Here is a 20,759-nt window from a genome sequence, read left to right on the forward strand (position 1 = left end):
TCAATCCTTTTTTATTTTAATTTCAAACGGTACCGTATCTTTAATATGCAAATCCTGCTGAGGAAAAGGAATAGTAATTCCGGCTTCGTTTAATGCATTATAAATTACTTTTAAAAATTTACTTCTTGTCCTTCTTGGCATCATAGCATATTCACCTTTTACCCAGACAAACAGTTCAAAATTTAAGCTGCTATCTGCCATTTCTATAAAAACAACCAATGGTTTATATTGCTCTTTTCTTAAAAACGGCAGATTTGATTTTTCAATTGCATCAAGTATTATTTTTTCAACTTTTTCTATATTGTTCCCGTAAGCCACTCCAAAAGGAATTCTAAATCTAACAATTTCATCTCCGAGTGTCCAGTTTATAACCTTGTTTTGTATAAAATCCTGATTGGGAATAATTAAATCAATGTTGTCATTTGTTCTTATAATGGTTGAACGCATTGAAATATCCATAACTTTTCCTCTTGTATTTTCATCAATCTCAATATAATCATCCACTTTTATAGTTTTTTCAAACATTAATATAATTCCGCTTACAAAATTACTTACTATGTTTTGAAGCCCAAAACCGATACCAACAGATAAAGCACCCGCTATTATCGCAAGGGAGCTTAAATCAAGCCCGACTATTTTCAGGGAAAAAATAAAAGAAAGAAAAATAATAGTGTAATATCCTATATTTGCAAGCAGCGTTGCGCTTGAATAAGAAATTTCATATTTCTTTCTAAGTGAATAAATCAGTTTTTTATAATATTTACCGATAAACCAGCCTATAAACAAAATAAAAATAAACAAAATTAAATCAAGAGGTGTTATAAAATTGTTTCCTATTTTGAAAAGGGGATATTTAATTAAAGAAATCAATTTTTCTAACGTATGTTTCAATTCTTTTTTTGAATTATAAATGATAGCTTTTGCCCCGAATCTGAATGTTTCAAAATCATTTATTATTTCCCCTGATTCGTTTAAATCAAGTTTATTGGCATAATAATCTATACTTTGGGCTGTTTTAAAGGCGGTTTTATCTTTATTTTTTAATTCATCAAAAAACAATATTAAATAATTTTTTAAAAGATTTTTATATATGTTTTTTTGTTTTTGAATATTTATGTTTATAAGATTTTGCATGTTTTCAATATTTTTTTCGTTATTTAAAATCTGCCATTTCTGAAGATTGATTTTCAATTTTTCAAGCTCTTTTTGTTTGTCACTTAACAGTTTATTCCAATAATCAATATTACTTTTTGCCAAATTTGTATCAAATTTAATATCAAAAAGTTTTTGATAAACCTTTTTTTCAATATTTTGAAAATTTTTGTCTAAATAGTCATATTTTTTATTGTATATATCTAAAAGCTTTTGATAATACAATGTCTGGAGTTTAGAAGTTATATCGTTATCTGATGAAAGAATATCTATTTTTTTATTAGTTTCTTTTATAATGGAAGGCAGATTATTATATTCTTTTTTTAAATCAACCAATTTAAAAAATAGTGATAAATATTCATTTTGATTTGAAATATTTAAATCAAGAACAGGATTATTATAATTCAATTCTTTTATTTTTTTAACTAAAGTTAAATCTAAGGTATAATCAGGGGAATTTTTATTTATCTGTTTTACAAGCCCGTTTAAATCACCGCCAAACAGATTAATAAAAAATAAAAATAAAATAAAAACAAATCTCATTATTTTTTTCTTTCAAATTAAATTTAAGATATTAACCATAACGCCTTAACGCCTCCTATTAAAAACAAAAATGAAATAGCGCCTATTATAAGCCCCATAAGCCTTGTAACTATTTTAATTCCGTTAACACCTAAAAATTTCGAAATAAAAGAAGCATTTTTTAAAGTAATATAAACAATCAATGCAGATAAAACAATGGCTGTAAACAAAACACCTTTGTCAATCAGCTTTTTACTTTTTTCACTCAAAACAATAATTGTGGTAATTACCCCCGGACCAAACAAAACGGGAATTGCAAGAGGAATAATAGCAATATTATCTTTTTCCTGAGCCGCTTCATGTTCATCTTTTGTGGTATTCGTAGGAGAAATTTCTTTACCCTGAATCATATTCAAAGCAATAATCAAAAGCACCACCCCACCTATAGCTTTAATAGAAGGAAGATTAATACCGAATATTTTAAGAACCCATCCGCCTGCAATCATTGTAATAACAGAAGCTATAAAAACAGTAATAGAAGCCTTTTTTGAAACATAAGCAATGTCAGAATATTTTACTAAACTTATCATTATTGCAGCAGCTGCAATTGGATTTAAAATCGTAATTAAAGAAATAGTATCAAAAAGGATAGCTTTTAGCATTAACGGCCTTTTTGATAATTATACAAAAAAAAAAGAAGAATTAGTAGATAATTTTAGCTACCACTCTTCTGTTTTTAGCTCTTCCCTGAGGTGTGGCATTTTTCCTTAAAAAAAGGACAAATTACATATTATTTTTTAAATATTCAACCGCCTCATTAAAAGGCATAGGTTTTGCAAAATAATAACCCTGGATATAATCTACACCCAATTCTTTTAAAATATCCAGCTGTTCTTTTGTTTCAACGCCTTCCGCAATTGTTTTTGCATTTAACATTTTTGCAAATAAGATAATGGTAGAAACAGCTATTTTAATTCTTTCTTCAAATATTTTATCAATAAAACTTTTATCAATTTTTAATATATCAAAATCAATACTTATACTTTGTTTAATATTTGAATATGCAACCCCAAAATCATCTATTTCAAATTTAACCCCAACCTCTTTTAATTTTTTAACAAAATCCTGAGTTAACTTGGTATCTTCAATAGATTCCCTTTCCGTTATTTCCAAAGAGAAATTTTTAAAATTTAATTCGTTTGATATTACTTTGTTTTTAAAAAATTCTAAAAAGTCTCCTTCCATATCAAGTTTTGAAACATTAATAGAAACTCCTATATCAGGATTTACAGTTTTAAAAATTTTTAAATGTTTAACTGCATTTTCTACTACAATTTTTGTAATTTCAGGAACAATTTGAAGCTCGGTTGCTATATTCATCAGTTTTTCCATATTAACAAATTTTCCGTTGTCTTTTAGCCTTGAAAGTGCTTCAAACTGAACTACTTCATATGATTTTATATCAACAATCGGCTGAAAATATACTTCAAACAGTTTTTCCCTGATGGCTTTAAACAATAATTCTTTTAAATGAATTCTTTGAGAAACCTCTTCATGCATCCAAGGTTCATAAATTACAAATTTATTGATAACATTTTTTGCAAAAACATATGCATAAACCAAACCTTCAAGTGCTTTTTCCTTTTTAATATTTTTTGAATCAACCAAACTGCCGTTTATTTCCAAATAAATTGTCTGAGCGTTAATTTCAATACCTTCATTTGAAAAAATATTATAAATTTTATTTATTATATTTTTAATAGTTTCTATATTCCATATATTTGCTTTTAAAAACAGTAAAAACCTGTCATCATACATTCTGTAAACTTCATCAATCTTTTTAATATGTTTTTTAAGCTCATTACCGATTTCTTTTAATAATTTATTACCAAACTCAAAACCGAAATTTGCATTAATTGAAGTAAAATCTTTTATATTAATCATACACAAAGTATATTCGCCCTCATATTCATTAAAATCTTTTTTAAATTTGTTTAAGTTTCCTAAATTTGTTATTTCATCATAAAAAGTTAAAAATTTAAGTTTTCCAATATATTTATTTTTTTCATAAGCCATCATTATTGACGTTCTGATTGATAAAATAATATTAACCATCTCTTCTGTATAAAAATCAGTAAATTCAGAATATAAATTAACAGTCAAATCATCAATCAGTCTAACAGAAATTGAAGAATAAAATCCATTTTTTATTTGGTTGTCTTTCCATGGGGCAACCTTTTCATTTGTATAAGTATTAGGATTTATTCCTAAAATATTTCCGTTATATAATGCTTCTCCGGTAGGACCTTTTGACAATACACCGTTATTTATCTCAATGATTAAATATTGAGACCGCTTCATTTTTTGTGTAAAGCATAAAAATCATTTTAAATAAGGTTTTAGTCTGTTTTCAAAAATTATACCAAATTGAGAGATAATTTCAGCCCAATTTGATATGGATTTTAGCCATTTTTTTGAAATATCCTTATATATTAAATATACCAGTCTTTTTAACGAATCATCATCATTAAATCCTCCTTTCGTGTAAATAATCCTTCTAATAGGTTATTCTTCCCAGTTGTTTTTCCAAGAGCTAATGGGTATTTTTCTCCCATTTTTCTTCAAGTTCAAGTAATGCAATTAGAACCAACATATTTCATTGAATATCTAATTTGATGAATAAAATTCTATACCGTGTTCGTTAATTATTTTAGGGGGTGGAATCAGAGCGTCTTTTATGCAGCCGTTTTTATCAACACCTACATAAAAGGTATGATAAAAAATAAATTCCATATTTTCCGGAATTGTGATTATCCCTCTTTCAATTGAATAATAATCAAGCGTATTATCAATGTCCCACTTTGTTTCTAAACGGTTTTTCTCATCTTCGTCAAGTTTTTTAATATTTTTATAATTATTATTAAACTTTTTGGTATTATTATCTTTTGCTTCAAACTTTTCCATTTTTTACTCCTTTGCTTTAATTTAATTCAAAATTCCCGTTTTTTTCAAGTATAACAGGAATTCCGTTATTGTCAACAGTTATTGCCGTAAATCCATCGACTATTAGGAGATACGCTCTTTTTTTTCTTTTTTTATTCCAAAAAAAGACAATAAGCTTATAGGCTGAAAAAAGAGTGATAAACAATAACGCCATAAATAAAAATGCTCCGAGTATTGCACTGATTGCCATTTCTATATTATTATTCATTTTTAACCTTTATAAACAACAAAATTAGGCTCTTTTCTACTGCACGAATAGCATATATCAAACGCCTTCTTATGCAAAATCTGAGAACACTCTGCCTGAATATCATAATTTGGCAGATACTTGCTTGTAAATGCAAATAACAAAAACGGAATTAATAAAAATAATTTTTTCATTGTTTTACCTCCATCGGCACAAAATCATTTACTTCCAAACAGGCATTTATACATCTTTTATCATTTACTATATAAGAGATTAGATTTACAAATTCTTTATTAATTCCTAATTTTACTGCTCTTTTTTTAAACTCTAAAAATTTATTTCCTATTTCCTCAACAATTGAATTAACTTCCTTTTCAGAAATACCTATTTTAGCACCTACTTCATATAAATCTTTCAGTTCAATATCATCTGTTTTACCGTTTATTGTCATTTGATGATGTTTTGTATAACCCGTTCCAAATGTGTATGTAATATCATACGCAGGGGATAGACGCCAATTTCCATTTTTATCCATCATAAAGGAAAAATTTTTTGCGTGGTCGTCTTGATTTCTTCCTATAATATTAAAAACCATTCTTTTAAACAATTCTTTTATTTGAGAATAATCCTGTGTCAAATAATCGGTTAAATTCAATACGCTTAAATAACTGTAATGAGCCGGTATCCTGAAATCCAGATGTTCCATTGTAGCAATGGTATGAAGATGTAATTTTTCATTATTTTCTTTTCTGTCAAATCTTTTAACAGCGTAATGGATTAACCCGTTTTTATCATAAATCAAATCTATTTCAGGAACGTCTATGCCCACTTCAAAAGAGAAAGAATATTTTATTGCTTTATGGGACAATTTAACTAAAAATCAAAAAATAGCTTTAAAAATAATTCTTTTAAGCGGTGGAGAAAATATTTATTCTGATGAATATGTTCCTGAAATGATAAAAGCCCCTTCTTTGCAAACAGCTATTAAAAATTTAATTAAAAAAGATATTATAGATAAACAAAATAATATATATTATTTTCAAGACCCGTTTTTTGAGTTTTGGTTAAAGAAGAATATATTTTTATGATTATTTAAATAAGTTAAAATCATTGTAGTGATGGCATACTGAGAGGGAGAGGGGAACTCCCTCTTGGTATCTTGCTACCACAATTATAGCATAAATTATTTTCTTCCTTAATATTGCTTTTTAATTATTTCTCGTGTTTTGGTTTGTGTTTGGTTGTATGAGTTACCCAATAAGCAAATATCAAAGCTCCTGTTGCAAATAAAGCCCAAAATATATAAATACTCATATTATTTTTCGTGGCGTGGTTTGTGTTTACTTGTTTGAATTACTGAATATATTGCTAATATTGCTAATATCACTCCAAAAGTAGTCCAGATTATATGTCCCATTTGCTTTTCCTTTCCAAGTATATACCTGATAGTATTAAAATTAATCCTAATATTGCATCTACCCAGTTGATTATTTGGATATTTGATAGACTTATTCCATAACCTGCATTTACAAAAAAAACGCCGTAAAGCCCTTGCCTTTAGGCATAGGGATATAAGGCGATAAAAGAGTTGATAGGAAATTTAATTTCCTTGAAACTCTTTTATTAATTTGTATTATATTAAATAATTTGATATAATACAAATATGAAATGCGTAGATAAATATAAATCAAATAGAAATATTGTTTATTCCTGCAAATATCACATTGTTTGGTGCCCTAAATACAGGAGAAAAATATTAGTTGGAGAAGTAGAAAAAAGATTAAAAGAAATAATACAAGAAGTAGCTAAAGAGTGTGATGTAGAAATAATAGAAATGGAAACTGATAAAGACCACATTCATATTCTTTGTGAAGTTGACCCTCAATTTGGAATTAATAAATATAAAATAGATAACAATATTATCTGGCTTAACGGCTATAAGTTTAAATTCTGGTTAAGCAGAGAAATAGACGGAAAAATAAAAACTGTAACCGTTAAGCGAGATAATATCGGGGATTATTGGATTTGTATTGCAATAGAAAAGGAATATAAAAAAATCAGTGCCACATCGGGTAAAATCGTGGGCATTGATTTTGGATTGAAAACTTTTCTAACTTTATCAGATGGAACACAAATCCAAGCTCCAAGATATTATCTCCAAACCTTAAAAGAACTTCAAAAACTTCAAAAACAGCATTCTAAAAAGAAAAAATCATCTAACAATAGAGAGTTTGCAAGAAAAAAACTTGCAAAACTACATAAAAAAGTCGCAAATTCAAGAAGAGATTTTTTTCATAAATTAGCAAACAAATTAGCAAAAGAATATGAATATATAGCAATAGAAGATTTAAATTTAAAAGCAATGCAAAAGTTATGGGGTAAAAAAATTATTGATTATGCTTTTAGCGAATTTGTAAATATTCTCTCTTATAAAGTAAATGTTATAAAAATAGACAGATATTATCCTTCGAGTAAAACCTGTTCTAACTGCGGATATGTAAAAGAGGATTTAAACTTAAAAGAGAGAGTTTGGATATGTCCTGTATGTAAGACAAAACACGATAGAGACATAAACGCAAGTATAAATATTTGCAAGGTTGGGGCATCAACCTTTGGCATAGATGGTGTAAGACCTATTATTAAACAGGCTACCATCGCTTAAAGCCAGAATCCCCCGCCTTTAGGCGTGGGGAGTATGTCAAAAAAAATCCAAGTCCAATATTTTTAAAAATTTCTCCTCGTGTTTCTATATCATACCACATTTTTTTGATTATTTTCATATTATGACCTCTTCTCTTGCTTGTTTTTAATATTTTGTATTTTAATCGTGGTAGGTTATAGAGTGGTTGTTCCACTACCGCAAGTGGCGGTAGGGTGGGGATATGCGGTTAGAATACCGCAGGAGGTGTGCTGTGAGGATATTATTAATCCTCATAGTAGTAGCGGTGGTGGCGACACCGCTCTACTAAAAAGTGAGGGATTTTCCCTTGCCATCTCCTACACAATTATATCACAAATTTTTTTCTTCCTTAATATTGCTTTTTAATTATTTCTCGTGTTTTGGTTTATGTTTAACATCGCTATTAAAAATTATTATTATTCCGATTAGTGTTATTAATCCTCCAATTATTCCCAATAATATTCCATTCATTGTAAATCCTCCAATTTGTCAGTTTCTATTTTTAATTTCCAAGTTAAATATAAAACTATAACTATTATAGCAATAAATCCAAAAGTTACTAATAATTGTTTAAAAAAAGGCAATTTATCAAATGCATTAAAAATAAAAGCTATCATACCAAATAATGCAGTTAAAACAATTCCCCAAGCTAATCGGTAATTTGATACTTTTTCTTTTTGTTTATCTAATTGGCTCATATTATCCTCTCTTCTTTTGCTTGTTTTAAATATTTTGTATTTTAATCGTGGTAGGTTACCATCGGCTAATCCGGCAAGGGTGGCGGGTAGGGAGTTGGGATAGCCCAACTGAAAGGTAGCCGATGGATAGGATAGTTATAGTCCTATTGATAGTGACTCTTGCCCTGTATCTCCTACACAATTATATCACAAATTTTTTTATTACTCATAATTTATTCTTAAAAGATTTTATTTTTACTTTTTTATTTTCCATCTTTTTTTTATTTTCTCTGTCAATAAAGGTTAAAATTTCTTTTAAAATAAAATCTTTTAATTTATTAAACGTAGGAGCTTCTCCTTTTATTAACCCTTCTAATTTTTCATCTTCTTTTTCCTGTTGTTTATATTTCAAAATGGTTGTTATATAATCGTCTGTATAGGTAATATAATATTTTCTGACATTATAAAGGAACTCTTTTGGAGTTAGGATTTTTTCTTTTAACATATAAGCAATATCATAAAAATCCCTTATTTTAGTTACCTTCTTTTGTAAAAATATTATATGCAATATCCCTGTTTCTTAATATATAGGCTTCATTTAATTTCTCTTTTTCGGATATATTCTCAAATAAGTTTTTTTCAGGCAAAAATTTTTTATATTTTTTTATAAGCTTTTCTTCAAGTTCTTCTTGAGATATTAATTTATCCGGATAAATATGATTAATACTTAATTTGTTTCTTAAAAATCTTGAAATTGTTTTTCTTTAAGAAAAAAAATAAATTTTCCTTATCAAACCAATCAACATATTTTGAATAAGGCATACTCCTAACATCAATAACTACATCAATATTATATTTTTTTAGTAAATTAGTAAAATTATCTAATGTGTGAATAGAATGTCCTATTGTAAAAATTGTTTTCATTTTTTTTTACTTTTGTGTTTAATTCAAAACAGGGGCAGCCTACCCCTCTTACCATCTGCTTATCATATTCCTGTCTATTGAGCCGACCTGTCTGCTCACAGAACTGATATTTGAATTGACGCTTGCCAAATCGGCTGAGATGCTTTTTTGGAGTTTTAGTATATCTCCTCTTATTGTTCCTGTACTATCGCCTAAAAGTTCTGCTATATAAACAATATTATTGCCTAACGCTTCATAAAGCTCATGGTTGTCTTTATTTATATATTTTTTCAATTCCTCAACAGCTTTGTCTATTTTGTCAAGTTTTTCTTCGTCAATATCGTCTTTGCTAAATTCTCTTTCATCTATTTTTTTCATGATGAGATTAAAGGCATTGTCAAGGGCCTGCAATATTTTCATCTGTTTTTCTCTTTGTTCTTTGTTTTCTTCCATATCCATTTCAGCTTTTTCTTTAAGAATCTCCATTTTGTTTTTAACGACATCTACCGCTTTGCCTATCGTTTCAGTTAAAACGCTTTTAATCATAGTGTTTATATCCTGGGATATGAAAGACTGCATTTCCATTCTTAATCTTTCTTTTTCTTCTGATAGGGCGTTATACATTTTTTCCCTGTTTTCGTAAAGATGTTTGCTTAACTGTTCGTTTACTTTTTCCTCCACTATGCTCCCGACTTTTTTGTCTATCACCTCTTCGACTATTTGGGCTAATTTTTCTTCGCTGCATTGTATCATAGCGTCTCCTTTTTTTTTAATTATATAATTTTTTATTGACTAAAAAATTGCTTTTATTAACTTAATTTATAACTCTTCTCATTAGCTTTCCTTTCTTTTATTAATTTATTAAATTTAATTCTCTTTTGTGTTAGTTTAGCAAATAATTTTTTAATTATACGACCTGCTTTGATTTTTAAATTAAAAAGCTCATCTTCAAGCTCTTTAATCCTCTGCTCGTATTCTTCTATTATTTTTTTGTATTCTTCAGTTCCCGACGCCGTTTTTTTAAGCTCTTTATTTTCTTTTTTAAGCTCCTCGTTTTCGGTTTTTAGTTCTTTGAATTTTGGCATCAGTTCAATCATTCGTTTGCGTCTTATCTCTTCCCAATTTAAATTTATATGAATTAAATTTGAATTTTAATAAAGTATATAAAAAGAATCTTTTTGTAGAAGAAAATGATACTATTGCAAAATTAAAACAAAAAGCTTATCAATATGATGGAATTTTAATAAACAATCAAGAAGTACTTTCCTATAAAAAAATAGATGAACATTGTGATGTTATAGATTTTTCATCCCTAGGGGAATATTTTCAGACCCAATTAATACAACTATTCTTAAAAAAAGAAAAAAAATTATTTGAAACATTAAGCAGTTTTATTCCCAATAAGTCTTTTTCTAAATTTGAGATTGTAAAAGAAATTATTGGCAATGTTTTTAAATTTGATAAATTTTATCTTTCTCTAGATATAAAACAATCTATTATTCCTAAATATACTTTATTAGAAGAATTAAAATATCATAAAAAATCAAATTTAATAAATAAAGAAGTAAGGCCAATAGGTAATCAAAATATAGGTATTATAAAAAAAATTTTGTATCCTAATGATCCAAATTATCAAAAAGAATTAGAAATGATTGTAAATTATTTTAAACAAAAAGGTAAAAAAATACAAATCCAGCAAGAACCTATTATAGGAATAATATTTAAAAAGAATAATAACAATATAATATATTCTTACCTTGCAAGTCATTTAAAATTTTACTATTCGCCTAAAGATATAAATAGAAATATGACTATTCCAAATGTTGAAAGAAAGAGTTTTATTGAAAATGCCATAAAAAAGAGTAATATTGCTTATTTAAATATTCAGCCTTATCAAAAACAATTTTATAGATTTTATCCTGTGAAATTTATAGGTTTTAAAAAGGTAGATTATATAAAAAATTTATTAGTTAAAACGAATGAAGACATTATAACTATTTATCCTAAAAGGATACCTACTATTTTGAAAAAAGAAAAAAATATAATAAAAACTATTATTCTAATTGATGGAACAATTAATACTTCTAAAACCACATACATAAAAAATCTTTTTAAAGGATTGAAATCAATTTATGAAAAAACAAATGTAGAATTCAAATTAATAAATAAAAAAGATTATTCCATTGAAGAATTTAATTCTCAAAATATTGTAAATAAGGTTTTACAATATAAAAATGATAATGATTTGATTCCGCCTTTGGTGATTACAATCGGAACAGAAAAAAATTTAGATTATTATGAAGACATGAAAAGAAAATTATTTAAGTATGGATTTATTACTCAAAATATAATATATGAACATTTAATTACTTCCAAAAATTATGAAATAAATAATTTACTTTTGCAAATTTTAGTTAAATATGGGATGAAATACTATTAAATTAGTTCGCAAATACTATTAAATTAGTTCGCTTTTTTGCAGTGTTATAAGAAACTCCGCTTAATTTTGCAACCTGGTAAGCGTTTACCGGTTTGCCTTGTAATCTTAAAAGATTAACAGCGTTTTGAATCTTCTCTTTTGTTTTTGTAATTTTAGCGGCTCTGGCTCTTTCCGGATTTTTTAACCTGTTAATAACTTTTGACTTTGTTAGCAGTGTATTAATTGCGTTAATAATTTCGGGGTCGCTTATTTTGTCCGTTATTACTGCGTCAATCAGTCTATTTGGTAACGTGAATTCAATGTTCTTAAGCTTTAATCTCATCTCAAATCCTTTCATTTTATATTATACAATAACTATTTATTTTATATTATACAATAACTATAATTAAAAATCAAGTATAAAGACTGCATACACTTAAAAAATAACAAAAAATCGTTAAAAAAATAACGAAAAAACGGCAAAAAATGACAAAAAATAATCAAAAATCGAATAAGTTAGCTTAAATGCTTATTTATATTGTTATAGTTTATATATAGTCAATATATATTATAGAATAATACTATTAAAATATAATAAAGAATATATATAACTATGTATTATAGAATAACTATATATAAACTATAATATAACTTGCTTGTAGTTTTTCAATAATTTGTTTTAAAGTTTCAAAATCTTCTTTTGAATATTTACCACTTTTCTTTACTTTTTCAATATCTTTTTTAAAAGATTTTTCTATTTTAATTTTTAACATTTAAATGCCTAAATCATCAAATAGTTCTTTAGTTGTTTCATAAGTTTTTACATTTTTATTGTTTTCTATATTATCAATTCTTTTTTCTAATTCTTTACTTGGAATTTTTAAATCAAAAGGAATACCTTTTTCCATAGCAACTTTTGCTAAAAAAATATTTACAGCATCTCCAAAAGATAATCCTAATTTTTTAAATACTTCTTTTGCTTCATCATAAAATTCTTTTTCAACTCTTATACTGGTTTGCATTCTCATAGCAATCCTTTTTTTTATTCATTATACACCAATTGGAGTATAAAATCAAGTTTATATAGATTTGAATTATGTTAAGTTTTAATAGAGATTTTTTTATGAAAAAATTTGCAATTAATAATAATTTATTAAGTTGGCTATAAGAATTACAATTTAAAAATACTTATCAACTAAATCTTTTTTCTTTTCAAGATAATTTAATCCTGCAACCCCTATTAAGAGCAGTGAGCTTACTTTAAAATTCCCAACTATTCCAAAATAAACAGCTGGAACAATGAAACAAAAGAAAATATAGATATATTTAAGTTTTTCTATCATTTTTATTTCTCGTGTTTTGGGTTGTGTTTAGTATCCGGTTTTACTAATAAAGCAAATATAAGACCTGCTAATAAAAATGCTCCAACTCCTAAATAAGTCATTAATATGCTATTCATCGCTTGTTCCTTTATTTATTAAATTATATCACTTATTGTCAATTAATTATTATTATCCTAAAAGTTATTTTTAAAGTAAATTTTAGCTTTAATAACTTTACCAAATTTAGCTGTTATAATAGAAAAGGCTGTTTCAATACCTTTTCTTATTTTTCTTTTAATAAAATATTCTTTATCTTTTTTCATATTGTTTCTAAAAACAGGTTTTCTGATTTTATTAGTTTTTTAACTTCTCTTTTAGTCTCATCTTCTAGTTTTTTCAGATAAGTTGGGTTTGAATTTGAAAGTTCCTGTAGTATAAAGCTTATATCATCGCTTTTTAAAAAAATTTCAGTTATCAAATCTGAAGTATCGTTTAGTTTATAACATGTTTTTTTATTTCTAAAATTCTTTTGTATTACTTCTTCTCCAAAATATTCAACTAAACCGTCTAAAATATCTTTTGTTCTTCTTTCGCTTAAGTCTAAATTTAATGCTTCTTTTATTTCCTCTACAGTTAAACATTTTTTTGAGTTAATAAGTTCTTTTAAAACATCAAAAGCTTCTTTTACTTTTTTGTGCATTAATATTCCCTTTTTTTAGAAGTATAGTCTTATTAGACATTTTATGTCAAGTGAAAGGTTTAAAATTCCTTAAAACTTTTAAGGAGCCGTAATGATTTATACCGAATACTTAAGCACAAAAGAAGTTATAGAATATCTATCTTCAAAAGGAATAAACAGTTTTTGGCATTTTACCGATGCTTCAAATTTGGAATCAATAAAAGAATACGGTCTTAAATCATTATGGGAAATAAAAAGAAATAATATTAAAGTAAATCGTTTTGGAGGAAATGCATTGTCTCATACTTTAGATTATTATAAAAAGGATTTGCTCCTATTCAAAAATCAAAATCAAGGGATTCATTACATGAAGTTGCAAAAAAAGAAGGATATAAAAATATTTTAGAAGTTTCTACAAATTCAGATAATGAACTTGGATGGAAATTAAGTGCATTTAATTTAATGGTTGATTTTAATGGAAAAAAAATTCCTCTTGAGAGCGCATTTCAGGGAAGCAAAGTATTCGAAGGAAATATCCAATATGAAGATATATATTTTAAAGATGCAATAAAAGCAAAAAAAGATGAAAGATTAAAAGATAAAAAAATAATTAAATTTAGATTCAATGAAATTGAATGGGATACAGAACCGAAAACTTCTTTTTATGATTATTTGTATATTTCAACGATTTATAAAAATTATCCAACTTTATTAAAAGAAGTAATTAAGTATAAAGTCTTTACAGATATAGCCTTTAATCCCAAAAAATCTATAAACTGCCAAGCTAAAAGTTGTGCTATTTTAGTTTCATTATATTATTTAGGAAAATTAGAAGAAGCAATTTCATCAAAAGAAAAATTTTTAAAAATAGTATATGACTACAAGAAAAAACCTGAACAAAAAAGTTTATTTTAAAGGGATAAAATGAGAGAAATTGATAAAAAATTGATTGAAGCTATTGAAAATGAAAGACCATTAGAAGAAATAAAAAAATTAATTGAGAGACCGCTTCATTTTTTGTGTAAAGCATAAAAATCATTTTAAATAAGGTTTTAGTCTGTTTTCAAAAATTATACCAAATTGAGAGATAATTTCAGCCCAATTTGATATGGATTTTAGCCATTTTTTGAAATATCCTTATATATTAAATATACCAGTCTTTTTAACGAATCATCATCATTAAATCCTCCTTTCGCTAACTTGTCTGTTAAATCCTTCAACAGTATTGGTAGTGTAAATAATCCTTCTAATAGGTTCTGAATACTCAAAGTAAGTTGATAATTCTTCCCAGTTGTTTTTCCAAGAATTAACAGCTAATGGGTATTTTACTCCCCATTTTGCTTCAAGTTCAAGTAATGCAATTTCAGCTGCATCTTTGGTTGGAGCTTTATATACTTTTTTTAAATCAGCCATAAACTCTTTTGGGTACTTAGAACCAACATATTTCATTGAATATCTAATTTGATGAATAATACACCTTTGTACTATAGTTTGAGGAAAAACAGAGTTTATTGCTTCACTAAACCCTTTTAATCCATCAACCGAAGCTATTAAAATATCTTTTACTCCTCTGTTTTTAAGCTCTGTTACAATGTTTAACCAAAATTTTGCACCTTCATTCTCTGTTATCCACATACCAAGTAAATCTTTTTTGCCTTCTAAATTTATTCCTATTACAAAATGTAATGCTTTGTTTTTATGAAAACCGTTATCATCTTTTATTTTAAACACCATAGCATCCATATATACTATTGGATATATGGGGTCTAATGTGCTATTTTGCCACTCTCTTATTTCAGGAGTTATTTTATCTATTATTCTTGAAATTAAGCTATCACTCATTTCTACATCATACATCTCTTTTACCTGTTTTTCTATATCTCTTAAACTCATCCCTCTCGCATACATTGCTATTATCTTATCATCTATCCCACTGATAGTCCTTTGGCCTTTTTTTACTATTTGAGGCTCAAATTCACTCTTTCTGTCTCTTGGAATATTTAACCTAATCTCTCCACTGTCACTACGAACTGTTTTTGAGTAATAACCATTCTTTGAAATATCATTATTCTCTACGAACTCTTCAATCTCTGCTTTTAGCATATTCTCTATCATATTCTTCATAAATTCTTTTGTTAATTTTGATATATCTTCTTGAGTTTTACATTGTTTGCTTAATTCTTTAAAATCTATATTATTTAATACCGCTTCTTTTCTCATAATATATCCTTTCATTTTATTTTTTTCTTATTCTAATTTATCTTACACAAATTTTGAAGCGGTATCAATATTTGTTACATATATATTCGATTATTGCTTTTTCACTTTTTGCTTTAATTAAAAATTTATTTATATCTCCTAAAGCAATATTTAGTCTTTTTGAAATTTCTTCGATGGTATAATCTTTCCAAAAGCCAAATATATCTTCGCATCTGTTTTTTTGATAAAAAGTATTTTTCTATATTTTTAGAAACATTTATAATTTCTTTATTAGTACATTTTTTTGTTTTAAAGTTATTTTTTCTCCGTTTAATCTTTTTTGATTTATTTTTCTGATTTTTTCTCTTATGCTTTCATTTTCTATATAATCCAACGGATTTATTTTATTAAAATCTTTTCTATCTATATTTAAAATATTTAATAAAATTTTATTGGCATAAAGCAGATTTTTTCTATAAATAGCCACACCAAAAGGTGCATATTCATCCAAAATTTTATATATTTCTTCATAGTTATAAAGTTTTTCATACATTTTTTCAAAAACAGAGGCAATTTTTTCAAATTCTTTTAAAAAATATTTATACTTTGTAACTTTTTCCAATTCTCTGATATCATCTAATCCTTTAACTAAAGTATTAAAGACAAAATCAATATCGTTAATTATCTTTTTAAGAAAAATCAATCCAAAAATAAATAATAAAATTAAAACTATTGTCTCAGCTAAAAACATTTTTAAAAAATGTTTTTCAAAAATCAACAGTTTTTTACTGTAATCAATAGAAAGAGCCAAAATAATTTTATTATTTAGAGGATAATAAATTATTAAATTTTCATTTTTAATGTTATATAGTCTATTTTTATTTTTTATTACAATATTAACAACATTAAACCCGTTTTTTTCAAAAATTTTTTTACTTAATATTTCATAAACTACTAATTTACCGTATTTTTTAGTCTCATTGGTATTTGTAATATCTGTTATATAAACAAAATATATATTATTATTTATTAAATAAACACTAAATCCATTTTTTTTGTAGTTAAAAGGGGGCAGTTTTTTTAAAATTATCTCTTTATTGTTTTTTACAGCTCTGCCATAAACTAAATTTAAATTTTTATCTAAAAATATCATGCCATCAATTCCAAGATTTAATAATGTATCTCCTCCCCCGAAATTTGATTTGATAAACTCTTTGTTTCTATTTTGTATAAAATTATATGCATCATCCCACTCAGCCCAGTCATTTGTTATTTTTTCCAGAAACTGTTTTTCTTTTTTTATAATAAAATCAACCTGAGATAATTTTTCCTGAACATAATCTTCAGTAAAATTATTAAACAAATTATGGTAAGAATATGAAAAAAACCCGACAATCAATAAAATGGAAATAAATACATAAAAAATATAATACTTTAGCAGCTTTTGGTAAATATTCATTATATCCCTTTTAATAATTAAATAAATCCTTTTTATAATAATACCAAAACAAATATTCATTTATCCATCTTAATAAGATTATTAACAATAAAATGAGAAATATTAGTGACAGACACTTTTAGTATAAGAAAAAATGGCGGAGAGGGCGGGATTCGAACCCGCGGTACCCTAAACGGGTACAACGCCTTAGCAGGGCGCCGGTTTCAGCCACTCACCCACCTCTCCTTTTGTGGAGTAAAATTATACCAAAAATTTTACTTATTGCAAGAAATATAAAAAAGGATTTAATAAATTTTAAATCCTTTTATTAAAATCTGTGATGGGAACAGGATTTGTCCAAACTCATTTTTTCTGTTTTACCTTTTAAAAATCTGTTTACTGCCTCTTCTACTGTATTTGTAGAATCATCATAATATACATCTATTCCCTCATTTATAAATCCTTCAAGGGGTCTTGGGCCGATTCCCGCAACAATCAAGGCATCAGCTCCGAGATTTTTAATATTGCTAACGGCATTACCGCATGCCCCATCGCCATGGCCTGAATTTTGAGCAAAATCAACATCTTTTATTTCACCGTTTTCAATATCAACCATTACATAAAAAGGCGCTCTTCCGAAATGAGCCCCTCTTTTCGCCATTAATCCGTCAGGGGTATTTGTAGGAATTACTATTCTCATTTTAATTCTCCTTTTATATTTTCTAAAATTTCAGGTGCCCTCTCACCTGCGTTTTTTCTAACTTTTATTATTTTTATACCTTCAAGTTCCAACGCATCTTTCATATTCGGTCCGACCGCTCTTACAACAATATAATCACACCCGTCAACTTTTGATGCTTTTACATGTTTGTGATGATGGGCAACTTCATCTTCGCTGTGTTCCTCCTGATGCCCTTCTTCATGTTCGTGCTCTTCTTTTGCGTGAGTGTTTTCATTTAAAGAAAGTAATTTAAAATTATTTCCTTCATATTCAAATATTGCAAAATACGGTGCCCTGCCCGTTCTTGTTACAATTTCTAAATTTTCACCCTCTACCGGAACTGCTATTTTCATTATCATCCTTTTTTTATTTAAAATAACACAATTTTATTTATAAGTCAATTTTTAAGAGGCTTTGGATTAATAAAGTTCTCACCTTTAATAATTTTATCCCACATATAATAATCACTCCATTCCTTTTTTATCTGATCGCTGAAAATAATCTCTTTTAAATTAATTTCTCCCATATTTTCAATATTATACGCATCTTCCCTAAAACACCGGGCATATCCCGTATCCGTTTCGTGGACTATTACAGAATTAACTTTTATGTTTTTTTCATTGTTTCGAAACACAGTTAAACCTAAAACTCTATCAACCATTAAAAAGAATACCCTGCTAAACTGTTCGGCAGATGGATTTACGGGCAATATTATCCATCTTTCGCTAAATTTTTTAGCAAATTCAATATATTCGGAGTTATCATATTTCCATAATGTTATGGCATGGTCAAAACTGTCTATTAATTCTTTAATAGTAGTTTTCATAAGACCGAAATCATATACCATCCCTCCGTTATCCAAAAAATTTGATTCAAGCAAAATTTCCACTTTATAGCTGTGCCCGTGAATTGAGCGGCTGCAACGTCTGCTTGTACAGTTTCTTACAATATGTGCATTTTCAAATTTAAAAAGTTTTCTAATAATCATCAAACTCCCTTTTTTTTACCAAAAATTCTGATATGAAGCCTGTCGGAATAGCAAAAATTGTTTTTCAGACAAAATTCAAATACGCTTTTTGCATTATTTTCAAGCTTTTCTTTACTTTCTCCCATAGGCATACAGTAAATATCCAAATTTATTCCTTCGGTTATATCAAAAATTTCTTTCTTTAATTTTTCTAAATTGTTTTTATCCACAACAAATTTAAAAAAACTTTTTTTTGCGTTTTTTGCAATATTTTTTATAGCCTCTTTTTTTACTCTTTTATCATACATTTCCCCGCTGTTAGATAATTTAACACTCATAGCAAAAACAACATCTTTATATCTTGGATATTTTTCAAAATCTATATTAATAGTGGCATTTGTTTCAACGGTAATATTTCCTCCGTAATTTTCTACCAAAGGGTAAATCTGTTTATAATAAAGAATAGGCTCGCCGCCTGTAATCACCAAATCTTCATTTTTTTGTTTTAAAGAATTTATTCTGTTTATTATTTCGTCAATATCAATCTTTTTCCATTCTTTTTCGTATTTTTTATTAACGGCATAATAACTGTCACACCCCTTTTCACCAAATCCCGGACACTTAAGGTTGCATCCCCCAAGCCTTAAAAAGATACTTACTCTTCCGGCATATTTTCCCTCGCCCTGAATGGAGCGGAATATTTCAGATACAGGTAAATTCTTTTTCAATCAAAACCTTTTTGTTTTTTAAAATTCTTACTGTAAATTTATCTCCTTTTTCTACCCCTCCGACGCCTTTTGGCGTTCCGCTCATTATAATGTCTCCATCTGCAAGCCCAAAAATTTTATCAATATCTTTAACTAAAAAATCCGGCTTATAAATCATTAAAGAAACATCGCCTTTTTGGACTAATTTTCCATTTTTATAAACCTCTATTTCCAAATTTTCAGTTTCATCAATTTCAACGAAATCACTAAAAACTGCGGCATTTTTAAACGCTTTTGCCCTCTCCCATGGAAGTCCTTTTTGTTTTAACTTACTTTGAATTTCCCTTAAAGTCAAATCAAAACCAAATCCAACACCCACAATTTTCTTATTTTCAATTAAAAAACAAATCTCTCCTTCATAATGTGTTGGAGAATAATCAACTATTTTTAATTCATTACTTATTGAAGAATTAGGCTTTATAAAATATACTGGTTCACTTGGTATTTCATTGTTAAGTTCTTTTATATGCTCTACATAATTTCTACCAACACATACTATTTTGCAGGGAGTTATTTTTTGATTTTCAAATTTAATTGTTTTCATCTATTATCCATTTCACAAAGTTTCGCATATCCTTTTCCAACCCTTGCAACCGGTTCAAATTCTCCTTCAAAATACATTTTTTTTATTTCAAGAAAAAAAGCGACATTTACCATTTCTTCTTTTTCAAAAGTTCCGTATAATGTGGTTAAAAATGCCCTTTTACATCCTTTTACAATCGGTGGAAAATTCTCATCAATCCTTTCAAGTTTTATTCCAAACTTTTCAGCTTCGCTTTCTCCATAAGGCAATACTTCACTTGTTTTATCCATTTTTTCTGTTAATTCTATAGGCACTAAACATACTGTCGCTTTTTTTGTCTGTTTAATATTTACCAGAGTATCTTTTGGCTCATTTATATCATGTCTTTTTTTCTTTGCCACACTTACCATAACAATGGAAGGCTCACCGCATACACCCATAAAATAACTAAACGGAGCCAAATTAACTAATCCGTTGTTTTCTGTTACTATCCAAGCAATCGGACGGGGAATTATATTATCCGACATTAATTTATATCTTTTAGTATTTTCAATTTTAGAAAAATCTATTATCTCCATTTTATTCCTTATGATATAATAA

30 protein-coding genes, 1 tRNA gene and 2 pseudogenes are annotated in these 20,759 nt (G+C 27.0%); 6 read left to right on the forward strand and 27 right to left on the reverse strand.

The annotated features are described in order from the left end of the window. From DZ68_RS10420 to DZ68_RS09935, 7 genes are all read right to left on the reverse strand, one after another. A complete protein-coding gene (locus DZ68_RS10420) occupies nt 1–1,695 on the reverse strand; it encodes a mechanosensitive ion channel family protein (RefSeq protein WP_024790703.1) in 1,695 nt (564 codons plus the stop codon). Between the two features lie 23 nt (nt 1,696–1,718). Further along, nucleotides 1,719–2,336, reverse strand: coding sequence for a MarC family protein (locus DZ68_RS0102890; protein WP_024790704.1), 618 nt, complete (start codon nt 2,334–2,336; stop codon nt 1,719–1,721). 121 nt (nt 2,337–2,457) lie between these two features. Beyond that, nucleotides 2,458–4,035, reverse strand: coding sequence for a GGDEF domain-containing phosphodiesterase (locus DZ68_RS0102895; protein WP_084023934.1), 1,578 nt, complete (start codon nt 4,033–4,035; stop codon nt 2,458–2,460). Between the two features lie 306 nt (nt 4,036–4,341). Next, nucleotides 4,342–4,638, reverse strand: a complete 297-nt coding sequence (locus tag DZ68_RS0102900) for a hypothetical protein (RefSeq protein WP_024787168.1) — start codon at nt 4,636–4,638, stop codon at nt 4,342–4,344. A 16-nt stretch (nt 4,639–4,654) separates the two neighbouring features. Further along, nucleotides 4,655–4,885, reverse strand: a complete 231-nt coding sequence (locus DZ68_RS0102905) for a hypothetical protein (RefSeq protein ID WP_024787169.1) — start codon at nt 4,883–4,885, stop codon at nt 4,655–4,657. 2 nt (nt 4,886–4,887) lie between these two features. Beyond that, entirely contained in the window at nt 4,888–5,058 is a 171-nt protein-coding gene (locus DZ68_RS10720) for a hypothetical protein (protein ID WP_156921093.1), read from the reverse strand. Continuing rightward, on the reverse strand, nt 5,055–5,693 hold the full coding sequence (locus DZ68_RS09935; RefSeq protein WP_024787170.1) for a type II toxin-antitoxin system HipA family toxin: 639 nt from the start codon (nt 5,691–5,693) through the stop codon (nt 5,055–5,057). Before DZ68_RS09935 ends, DZ68_RS10720 begins: the two co-directional genes overlap by 4 nt. On the opposite strand from DZ68_RS09935, the gene DZ68_RS0102920 reads away from it, so the two are divergent. The 3 genes and pseudogenes from DZ68_RS0102920 (at nt 5,686) to DZ68_RS10785 (ending at nt 7,526) form a co-directional block, all read left to right on the forward strand. After that, nucleotides 5,686–5,952, forward strand: a complete 267-nt coding sequence (locus DZ68_RS0102920; protein ID WP_024787171.1) for a hypothetical protein — start codon at nt 5,686–5,688, stop codon at nt 5,950–5,952. The two genes, DZ68_RS09935 and DZ68_RS0102920, sit on opposite strands and share 8 nt — an antisense overlap. A gap of 575 nt (nt 5,953–6,527) precedes the next feature. Then, a pseudogene (gene tnpA, locus DZ68_RS10985) lies at nt 6,528–6,767 on the forward strand (IS200/IS605 family transposase); the annotation flags it as partial. Nucleotides 6,768–6,770: 3 nt separating this feature from the next. Beyond that, nucleotides 6,771–7,526, forward strand: a complete 756-nt coding sequence (locus DZ68_RS10785; protein ID WP_084021908.1) for an RNA-guided endonuclease TnpB family protein — start codon at nt 6,771–6,773, stop codon at nt 7,524–7,526. A 485-nt stretch (nt 7,527–8,011) separates the two neighbouring features. Here the strand turns inward: DZ68_RS10785 and DZ68_RS0102955 are convergent, their stop codons facing one another. The 5 genes from DZ68_RS0102955 to DZ68_RS0102975 form a co-directional block, all read right to left on the reverse strand. Continuing rightward, the gene (locus DZ68_RS0102955; RefSeq protein ID WP_156919565.1) at nt 8,012–8,350 is read right to left on the reverse strand and encodes a hypothetical protein; all 339 of its coding nucleotides are present in this window, start codon (nt 8,348–8,350) and stop codon (nt 8,012–8,014) included. Nucleotides 8,351–8,447: 97 nt separating this feature from the next. Continuing rightward, on the reverse strand, nt 8,448–8,789 hold the full coding sequence (locus DZ68_RS0102960) for a hypothetical protein (RefSeq protein ID WP_156919566.1): 342 nt from the start codon (nt 8,787–8,789) through the stop codon (nt 8,448–8,450). A 152-nt stretch (nt 8,790–8,941) separates the two neighbouring features. Beyond that, nucleotides 8,942–9,145, reverse strand: coding sequence for a DUF488 family protein (locus tag DZ68_RS11325; RefSeq protein ID WP_024787174.1), 204 nt, complete (start codon nt 9,143–9,145; stop codon nt 8,942–8,944). Nucleotides 9,146–9,193: 48 nt separating this feature from the next. After that, on the reverse strand, nt 9,194–9,877 hold the full coding sequence (locus DZ68_RS0102970; RefSeq protein ID WP_024790708.1) for a hypothetical protein: 684 nt from the start codon (nt 9,875–9,877) through the stop codon (nt 9,194–9,196). A 56-nt stretch (nt 9,878–9,933) separates the two neighbouring features. Next, nucleotides 9,934–10,221 carry a hypothetical protein gene (locus DZ68_RS0102975; protein ID WP_024787176.1) on the reverse strand — a complete coding sequence of 96 codons (288 nt, stop codon included), beginning with the start codon at nt 10,219–10,221 and terminating at the stop codon, nt 9,934–9,936. 47 nt (nt 10,222–10,268) lie between these two features. On the opposite strand from DZ68_RS0102975, the gene DZ68_RS0102980 reads away from it, so the two are divergent. Continuing rightward, nucleotides 10,269–11,564, forward strand: a complete 1,296-nt coding sequence (locus DZ68_RS0102980) for a hypothetical protein (RefSeq protein WP_024787177.1) — start codon at nt 10,269–10,271, stop codon at nt 11,562–11,564. 1 nt (nt 11,565) lies between these two features. Here DZ68_RS0102980 and DZ68_RS0102985 read toward each other — a convergent pair whose 3' ends face one another. The 6 genes from DZ68_RS0102985 to DZ68_RS0103010 all read right to left on the reverse strand — a co-directional run bounded on the left by DZ68_RS0102985 (nt 11,566) and on the right by DZ68_RS0103010 (nt 13,565). Further along, the gene (locus DZ68_RS0102985) at nt 11,566–11,886 is read right to left on the reverse strand and encodes a hypothetical protein (RefSeq protein ID WP_024790709.1); all 321 of its coding nucleotides are present in this window, start codon (nt 11,884–11,886) and stop codon (nt 11,566–11,568) included. Nucleotides 11,887–12,172: 286 nt separating this feature from the next. Beyond that, nucleotides 12,173–12,316: a hypothetical protein gene (locus DZ68_RS10730; protein ID WP_156919567.1), complete on the reverse strand. Its 144-nt coding sequence runs from the start codon at nt 12,314–12,316 to the stop codon at nt 12,173–12,175. Continuing rightward, nucleotides 12,317–12,571, reverse strand: a complete 255-nt coding sequence (locus DZ68_RS0102995) for a type II toxin-antitoxin system RelB/DinJ family antitoxin (RefSeq protein WP_051428172.1) — start codon at nt 12,569–12,571, stop codon at nt 12,317–12,319. Between the two features lie 150 nt (nt 12,572–12,721). Beyond that, nucleotides 12,722–12,886, reverse strand: coding sequence for a hypothetical protein (locus DZ68_RS10735; RefSeq protein ID WP_156921095.1), 165 nt, complete (start codon nt 12,884–12,886; stop codon nt 12,722–12,724). A 173-nt stretch (nt 12,887–13,059) separates the two neighbouring features. Beyond that, the gene (locus DZ68_RS10990; RefSeq protein ID WP_369792198.1) at nt 13,060–13,188 is read right to left on the reverse strand and encodes a hypothetical protein; all 129 of its coding nucleotides are present in this window, start codon (nt 13,186–13,188) and stop codon (nt 13,060–13,062) included. After that, the gene (locus DZ68_RS0103010; protein WP_024787180.1) at nt 13,185–13,565 is read right to left on the reverse strand and encodes a hypothetical protein; all 381 of its coding nucleotides are present in this window, start codon (nt 13,563–13,565) and stop codon (nt 13,185–13,187) included. Before DZ68_RS0103010 ends, DZ68_RS10990 begins: the two co-directional genes overlap by 4 nt. A gap of 91 nt (nt 13,566–13,656) precedes the next feature. Between DZ68_RS0103010 and DZ68_RS0103015 the strand changes: the two genes are divergently transcribed. Both DZ68_RS0103015 and DZ68_RS09950 read left to right on the forward strand, forming a co-directional pair. Continuing rightward, nucleotides 13,657–13,950 (forward strand): hypothetical protein, encoded by a 294-nt coding sequence (locus tag DZ68_RS0103015; RefSeq protein ID WP_024787181.1) that lies wholly within the window; start codon nt 13,657–13,659, stop codon nt 13,948–13,950. Nucleotides 13,951–14,006: 56 nt separating this feature from the next. Beyond that, complete coding sequence (locus tag DZ68_RS09950) at nt 14,007–14,459, forward strand: hypothetical protein (RefSeq protein WP_024787182.1); 453 nt, start codon at nt 14,007–14,009, stop codon at nt 14,457–14,459. 120 nt (nt 14,460–14,579) lie between these two features. Here the strand turns inward: DZ68_RS09950 and DZ68_RS09955 are convergent. The 9 genes and pseudogenes from DZ68_RS09955 to DZ68_RS09960 form a co-directional block, all read right to left on the reverse strand. Then, nucleotides 14,580–15,764, reverse strand: a pseudogene (locus DZ68_RS09955) (IS256 family transposase). A gap of 256 nt (nt 15,765–16,020) precedes the next feature. Beyond that, nucleotides 16,021–17,202 (reverse strand): CHASE4 domain-containing protein, encoded by a 1,182-nt coding sequence (locus DZ68_RS0103035; protein WP_024790710.1) that lies wholly within the window; start codon nt 17,200–17,202, stop codon nt 16,021–16,023. 134 nt (nt 17,203–17,336) lie between these two features. Beyond that, nucleotides 17,337–17,427, reverse strand: a tRNA-Ser gene (locus tag DZ68_RS0103040). A gap of 82 nt (nt 17,428–17,509) precedes the next feature. Next, entirely contained in the window at nt 17,510–17,881 is a 372-nt protein-coding gene (locus DZ68_RS0103045) for a NifB/NifX family molybdenum-iron cluster-binding protein (protein WP_024787184.1), read from the reverse strand. Further along, complete coding sequence (locus DZ68_RS0103050) at nt 17,878–18,255, reverse strand: NifB/NifX family molybdenum-iron cluster-binding protein (RefSeq protein WP_024790711.1); 378 nt, start codon at nt 18,253–18,255, stop codon at nt 17,878–17,880. The genes DZ68_RS0103045 and DZ68_RS0103050 overlap by 4 nt, the downstream gene beginning before the upstream one ends. Nucleotides 18,256–18,299: 44 nt before the next feature. Then, a complete protein-coding gene (locus tag DZ68_RS0103055) occupies nt 18,300–18,890 on the reverse strand; it encodes a 6-carboxytetrahydropterin synthase (protein WP_024787186.1) in 591 nt (196 codons plus the stop codon). Next, nucleotides 18,890–19,597, reverse strand: coding sequence for a 7-carboxy-7-deazaguanine synthase QueE (locus DZ68_RS0103060; protein ID WP_024789397.1), 708 nt, complete (start codon nt 19,595–19,597; stop codon nt 18,890–18,892). The genes DZ68_RS0103055 and DZ68_RS0103060 overlap by 1 nt, the downstream gene beginning before the upstream one ends. Continuing rightward, nucleotides 19,572–20,180 carry a fumarylacetoacetate hydrolase family protein gene (locus DZ68_RS0103065; RefSeq protein WP_024787188.1) on the reverse strand — a complete coding sequence of 203 codons (609 nt, stop codon included), beginning with the start codon at nt 20,178–20,180 and terminating at the stop codon, nt 19,572–19,574. The genes DZ68_RS0103060 and DZ68_RS0103065 overlap by 26 nt, the downstream gene beginning before the upstream one ends. After that, nucleotides 20,177–20,737 carry a flavin reductase family protein gene (locus tag DZ68_RS09960; protein WP_024787189.1) on the reverse strand — a complete coding sequence of 187 codons (561 nt, stop codon included), beginning with the start codon at nt 20,735–20,737 and terminating at the stop codon, nt 20,177–20,179. Before DZ68_RS09960 ends, DZ68_RS0103065 begins: the two co-directional genes overlap by 4 nt. Nucleotides 20,738–20,759 lie beyond the last annotated feature (22 nt).

Origin of the sequence: Lebetimonas sp. JS085 (genome assembly GCF_000523295.1) — a bacterium.
Taxonomy (GTDB): Bacteria; Campylobacterota; Campylobacteria; order Campylobacterales; family Nautiliaceae; genus Lebetimonas.

What these genes read in the sequence shown, in the direction of transcription:
- DZ68_RS10420 (WP_024790703.1), bottom strand. Translation starts at nt 1,695, where the DNA reads ATGAGATTTGTTTTTATTTTATTTTTATTTTTTATTAATCTGTTTGGC.
- DZ68_RS0102890 (WP_024790704.1), bottom strand. Translation starts at nt 2,336, where the DNA reads ATGCTAAAAGCTATCCTTTTTGATACTATTTCTTTAATTACGATTTTA.
- DZ68_RS0102895 (WP_084023934.1), bottom strand. Translation starts at nt 4,035, where the DNA reads ATGAAGCGGTCTCAATATTTAATCATTGAGATAAATAACGGTGTATTG.
- DZ68_RS0102900 (WP_024787168.1), bottom strand. Translation starts at nt 4,638, where the DNA reads ATGGAAAAGTTTGAAGCAAAAGATAATAATACCAAAAAGTTTAATAAT.
- DZ68_RS0102905 (WP_024787169.1), bottom strand. Translation starts at nt 4,885, where the DNA reads ATGAATAATAATATAGAAATGGCAATCAGTGCAATACTCGGAGCATTT.
- DZ68_RS10720 (WP_156921093.1), bottom strand. Translation starts at nt 5,058, where the DNA reads ATGAAAAAATTATTTTTATTAATTCCGTTTTTGTTATTTGCATTTACA.
- DZ68_RS0102920 (WP_024787171.1), top strand. Translation starts at nt 5,686, where the DNA reads ATGCCCACTTCAAAAGAGAAAGAATATTTTATTGCTTTATGGGACAAT.
- DZ68_RS11325 (WP_024787174.1), bottom strand. Translation starts at nt 9,145, where the DNA reads ATGAAAACAATTTTTACAATAGGACATTCTATTCACACATTAGATAAT.
- DZ68_RS0102970 (WP_024790708.1), bottom strand. Translation starts at nt 9,877, where the DNA reads ATGATACAATGCAGCGAAGAAAAATTAGCCCAAATAGTCGAAGAGGTG.
- DZ68_RS0102975 (WP_024787176.1), bottom strand. Translation starts at nt 10,221, where the DNA reads ATGATTGAACTGATGCCAAAATTCAAAGAACTAAAAACCGAAAACGAG.
- DZ68_RS0102985 (WP_024790709.1), bottom strand. Translation starts at nt 11,886, where the DNA reads ATGAGATTAAAGCTTAAGAACATTGAATTCACGTTACCAAATAGACTG.
- DZ68_RS10730 (WP_156919567.1), bottom strand. Translation starts at nt 12,316, where the DNA reads ATGTTAAAAATTAAAATAGAAAAATCTTTTAAAAAAGATATTGAAAAA.
- DZ68_RS0102995 (WP_051428172.1), bottom strand. Translation starts at nt 12,571, where the DNA reads ATGAGAATGCAAACCAGTATAAGAGTTGAAAAAGAATTTTATGATGAA.
- DZ68_RS10735 (WP_156921095.1), bottom strand. Translation starts at nt 12,886, where the DNA reads ATGATAGAAAAACTTAAATATATCTATATTTTCTTTTGTTTCATTGTT.
- DZ68_RS10990 (WP_369792198.1), bottom strand. Translation starts at nt 13,188, where the DNA reads ATGAAAAAAGATAAAGAATATTTTATTAAAAGAAAAATAAGAAAAGGT.
- DZ68_RS0103010 (WP_024787180.1), bottom strand. Translation starts at nt 13,565, where the DNA reads ATGCACAAAAAAGTAAAAGAAGCTTTTGATGTTTTAAAAGAACTTATT.
- DZ68_RS0103015 (WP_024787181.1), top strand. Translation starts at nt 13,657, where the DNA reads ATGATTTATACCGAATACTTAAGCACAAAAGAAGTTATAGAATATCTA.
- DZ68_RS09950 (WP_024787182.1), top strand. Translation starts at nt 14,007, where the DNA reads ATGGTTGATTTTAATGGAAAAAAAATTCCTCTTGAGAGCGCATTTCAG.
- DZ68_RS0103035 (WP_024790710.1), bottom strand. Translation starts at nt 17,202, where the DNA reads ATGAATATTTACCAAAAGCTGCTAAAGTATTATATTTTTTATGTATTT.
- DZ68_RS0103045 (WP_024787184.1), bottom strand. Translation starts at nt 17,881, where the DNA reads ATGAGAATAGTAATTCCTACAAATACCCCTGACGGATTAATGGCGAAA.
- DZ68_RS0103050 (WP_024790711.1), bottom strand. Translation starts at nt 18,255, where the DNA reads ATGAAAATAGCAGTTCCGGTAGAGGGTGAAAATTTAGAAATTGTAACA.
- DZ68_RS0103055 (WP_024787186.1), bottom strand. Translation starts at nt 18,890, where the DNA reads ATGATTATTAGAAAACTTTTTAAATTTGAAAATGCACATATTGTAAGA.
- DZ68_RS0103065 (WP_024787188.1), bottom strand. Translation starts at nt 20,180, where the DNA reads ATGAAAACAATTAAATTTGAAAATCAAAAAATAACTCCCTGCAAAATA.
- DZ68_RS09960 (WP_024787189.1), bottom strand. Translation starts at nt 20,737, where the DNA reads ATGGAGATAATAGATTTTTCTAAAATTGAAAATACTAAAAGATATAAA.